This window comes from Gelidibacter algens, assembly GCF_001678675.1.
GTDB classification, from domain to species: Bacteria; Bacteroidota; Bacteroidia; order Flavobacteriales; family Flavobacteriaceae; genus Gelidibacter; species Gelidibacter algens.
The window spans coordinates 1-4,577 of the sequence record NZ_LZRN01000092.1 but is presented as its reverse complement, the minus strand read 5'-3'; the positions used below and the strand labels follow the sequence as shown (position 1 = coordinate 4,577).

At 40.8% G+C, this 4,577-nt stretch carries 5 protein-coding genes; all 5 read left to right on the top strand.

What is annotated here, in order from left to right; all coding sequences use genetic code 11:
• Positions 1 to 191: 191 nt before the first annotated feature.
• A complete protein-coding gene (istA, locus tag A9996_RS19025; protein ID WP_066431889.1) occupies positions 192 to 1,745 on the top strand; it encodes an IS21 family transposase in 1,554 nt (517 codons plus the stop codon).
• Between the two features lie 26 nt (positions 1,746 to 1,771).
• Positions 1,772 to 2,509: an IS21-like element helper ATPase IstB gene (istB, locus tag A9996_RS19020; protein WP_066431887.1), complete on the top strand. Its 738-nt coding sequence runs from the start codon at positions 1,772 to 1,774 to the stop codon at positions 2,507 to 2,509.
• Between the two features lie 150 nt (positions 2,510 to 2,659).
• Positions 2,660 to 3,151, top strand: a complete 492-nt coding sequence (locus A9996_RS19015; RefSeq protein WP_066439064.1) for a hypothetical protein — start codon at positions 2,660 to 2,662, stop codon at positions 3,149 to 3,151.
• A 259-nt stretch (positions 3,152 to 3,410) separates the two neighbouring features.
• Positions 3,411 to 4,115: a hypothetical protein gene (locus A9996_RS19010; RefSeq protein WP_146608994.1), complete on the top strand. Its 705-nt coding sequence runs from the start codon at positions 3,411 to 3,413 to the stop codon at positions 4,113 to 4,115.
• Positions 4,116 to 4,200: 85 nt separating this feature from the next.
• Positions 4,201 to 4,440, top strand: coding sequence for a DUF6804 family protein (locus A9996_RS19005; RefSeq protein WP_066439059.1), 240 nt, complete (start codon positions 4,201 to 4,203; stop codon positions 4,438 to 4,440).
• The last annotated feature ends 137 nt before the right edge of the window (positions 4,441 to 4,577 follow it).

Sequence of the window (4,577 nt, the reverse complement as noted above, 5' to 3'; positions counted from 1 at the left end):
TGGATACTTCGGTTCGATTTGTGCCAGTGATTTCGGTTTCATAGTGCCAGGCATTTCGGTTCAAACTGTGCCACTTTTGCCTGTGTGGTAAAAGTCTATATCGGTTCGATTTGTGCCACAGTTCGACCTCGCTCACCGCAGCGCTTTGAAAGATCAAGTAATAATTACCTTGTCGCCAAAAAACGTGCGATATGGCCAACACACTTGATCCAATGGACTTAAAACAAATCATTTCCCTGCACCTAGATGGGTTCAGCAACCGTAAAATAGGCGCTACCCTGGGGATATCCCGCAACACGGTAAACAATTATATGCAGCTGTTCAAGGCCAGTGACCGTTCCCCTGAGGAACTGTTGGCCCGCGACAATGCTGCCCTGGAGGCACTCTTTCCTTCCAGTACCACGATAGCCAATCCCCGTTACGGTGAGCTAATGCTGTATTTTGACGGGATCAACAAAGCCCGGAACCATCCCGGTTTTACCTTTCTGTTCCACTACCAGGAATATGTGCAACATGCCAAAGAACCCTATAGTTATACCCAGTTCATGGAGCATTACAACCGTAAATACTCAAAGGTCAGGGGATCAATGAAACTGGAGCACGATCCGGGCAATGAGATGTATGTGGACTATGCGGGCAAGAAGCTGCAGATCGTGGACCGGGCCACCGGGGAGCTCATTGCGGTGGAGGTCTTTGTGGCCATCCTGCCCAACAGCCAGTACACCTATGTGGAAGCCTGCCATAGCCAAAAGAGAGCCGATCTTATCACATGCTGTGGCCATGCCCTGGAGTTTTATGGCGGGGTGCCCAAGGCCATCGTCTCCGATAATCTAAAGTCGGCCGTAACCCGTGCCAGTCGTTATGAGGCGGATATCAACCGCAGTTTTAAGGACTTTGCCAGGCACTACAACTGTGTGATCAACCCGACCCGTGGATACTCCCCGCAGGACAAGGCCCTTGTAGAGAATGCTGTCCATCTTGCCTATCAGCGCATCTATTATCCCTTGCGCAATATGACCTTCTTCTCCCTAAGCGAGCTCAACAAAGAGATCCGCAAGCTGTTGACAGCCTATAACAATCTACTGTTCAAAAGGAAACAGGCCAGCCGTCTGGAGCTCTTCCAGTCCATAGAAAAAGGCCATTTAAAATCACTTCCACTAAGTCCCTACCAGCTCAAGGACTATTGCCGTGCAAAGGTGCAGAAGATGGGATATGTGTACTTCTCGCCAGATAAAAGTTATTATAGCGTACCCTACCGCTACATCGGCAAGCAGACCCAGATCCATTATACCGCCACGACTGTGGAAGTGTATTACAACCATCAGCGGATAGCCCTGCACCAGCGTAATCCCAGTAAGGGAAACTACAACACAAATCGTGACCACCTGAGCAGTACCCACAAATATTATGTGGACTGGAGCCCTGAATTTTTTAAAAAGAAAGCTGCCCTGCACGGGGAAAATGTAGTGGCCTGTATTGATACCATCATTGCCTCGGGAGATTACCCCGAGATCGGTTACAAGCGTGCCATGGGACTTATCCAGTTGCACAGAGCCTTTGGCTCACAACGCTTGGACAGCGCATGCAAAAGGGCCATACAGGCAGATGCGGTCGCATACCAGCGCATCAAGAATATCCTGAAAAACAACCTGGACCGGTCTTCCCTGTTCTACCAAGATCTAGAACAAGACAAACCTCATATCCCCGTACATGAGAATCTCCGGGGAGCTTCGGCCTATCAATAAATATGTAACCAATAAACTCTATAATTATGAACAACAATCAAACCGTTGAAAAACTAAAACAAATGCGCCTAGGTGCCATGGCAGACTTACACCTGCTGCATATCAAGGAAAATCGCACACCGGATCTTACGGCCGATGAATACTTGGCATTGCTCACGGACCATCAGTGGGAGGACCATAAGGATCGAAAGATCCAAAGGCTCCTCAAGCAGGCATCCTTCCGTGGACAGGCCGATCTGGCGGAAGTGGACTACGCCCAACAGCGCAATCTGGACAGGAACATGTTCCTGCGTCTGGGCTGTCTGGATTTTATGAAACGAAAAGAGAATATTATTATGACCGGTGCCTCCGGAGTTGGAAAAAGTTATCTGGCCCAGGCCCTGGGGCACCAGGCGTGCATGATGGAATATCGCACCATCTATGCCAACACGGCCCGTTTATTAAAAAGACTGAAGCTCAGCAAGGCCGATGGAACCTATCTAAAAGAACTGGCAAAGCTCCTAAAGGCAGATCTGCTTATCCTGGATGACTTTGGTCTGCAAGGTTTTGACAACCATGCAAGAGAATCACTTATGGATATAATCGATGACCGTTACAACCGATCCTCCACCATCATCTTATCTCAAATACCAGTCTCCGCCTGGTATGACATCATTGGAGAAGGAACCATAGCTGATGCAATCCTGGACAGGATCGTAAACTCATCCCACAGGATCGACCTCAAAGGGGAATCCTTAAGAAAGGGAGCTTTAAAGAACGAATAACAATAATTTTTTATATAATTGCAAGATCTTTCAAAGTGGCACGGTTTGACCGAAACAGGTGGCACCATCACTCCGAAATAGCCAGAAACAGAAAAAAATTATGATATAGGAAATAATGGCGATACGATTAAGAATGGTATATGGACATTCATGAAAAATGATACAACTCATATTTATGAATATATGAATATCAACGGAGAAGAATATTTAAATCAAACTTGGTTAAAAAATTCTAAAGGAGATACAGTTGGTGGATATCACTACAAATTAGAAAAGCTTAAGGACACTATAAAAGTTAATGAAGGGATTATATTAAGATTATACTTGAGTGGTTGGATGTTATCTGATAGTTCCGATTTATCTTTAGTTCTACCGTTAAAACACGAGAAATTTAAAGATGATTTTTCTAACTTAAATCAAATCAAAACAGATACTGTTTATAGTTTAAAATATGATTCCATAAATAATCATTTTAAAGAAATGCCTCTCAACCATATGCTAATGTTTGGATACGAATTTGACACGTCAGGAGAAAAAACATTAAGAGGGATATTAGTAGAAAAAGAATTACTTAATAATGACAAATGGAAAAGTAAAGAAAGATATATTTATTTCGATAAAAAAATAATGGTAAAAGATTGAAAACAAAATTACAATCGAAAAAAAGCCTACGCACAACACCGTGTATAAGCCATTGCTGGGTCTGTGCTTATCTGGAAAATTCTTGGGAATTTTCCAGCGGCGTTTTGTACTTTTAATGGCTCGTGCTTTAACACGCAACGGCTCATACACATCAACGTTGTAAGCAATGGGAACAAAAATTCCGAACAATTGAAAATGATAGACGAGAATAACCTACTCTTACAAAAGTGAAAAAACTGATAACTAACCAAACTCAAATATGAAAGCAATAAGATACATCATTTTCATTCCCATAATCTACTTGATTATTTTTTTAGTTTATTCATTAATTCCAATATCATTATTTGGTTTAATGAGTTTAAGTAAATTTTGGATAATTATCTTATTGATATTTTTTGGTGGTTTGGCTGTTGGACTATTCCAATTATTGCCAGGAGGAATTACTTGGTTATCTGCAAAAATATCACCAAGTAAAAATTTTGCTTTTTATTCTATTCTGACAATAAGCGTTCTTTTGTGTATTTCAAAAATTATTTACTATTGGACAATGACTGATGCCTACGAGGATAATTTTGGAGTATTTTTTGCAATTTTACTCACTTGTTTGACAATTGGATTTGCTGTTTCGTTATCAGTTGGAGCAGGAATAGAAATGTTTGAAGAAAAAGAAGAAAATTTGAGCCTATTAATGACAATTGGTTCGATTGTTTTCTACCTTGGAATATTCTTAACTTTCTGCTTATTGGCAACAAAAATAGCTTATATCAATCCAGAAAAAACCTATTCTTGGTATTCAGGAATTTGGCACGGAATATTTGTAATTCCAAATTGGGTCGTAAGCTGGTTTGCTGATGACGTATATTGTAAAGCACCAAATTCCACAACTGCTTACAGTATTTGGTGGTGGATTAGTTTTATTTTTATGGGCTTGGGAATTCTTGGAGGTGGAAATAATCGCAGATAGACCAAATTTTAATCATTAAATATGCTATGATAAAAGCAATAAAAATAATTTTAGCCCTTTTACTTGTTTTTTTGTTCTTGCGGATTTGCCTTATGGTTATTATCAATTTGTAAGGTTTGCAAGTCTTATTGGTTTTGCAATTCTTGCATATGACGCAAATCAAAGAGGAAGTCAAATAGAAATGATTGTTTTTGGTGCATTGGCTTTACTTTTTCAGCCTTTTACAAAAATTGCATTGGGCAGACAAATTTGGAATATAGTTGACATAATTGTTGGACTTGGATTAGTATTTTCACTGTTCATTAAACCTGAAAAAGAAAATTGAAAATGCGGAACAAACCACTGCTTACAACACAGTATATAAGCTATGGCTCGGTCTGTGCTTACTTGGAAAATCCTCGGATTTTCCAAAGCCAGTTTTTATTTGGAGAGGTTCGTGCTAAAACACGCCACAGCTCATAT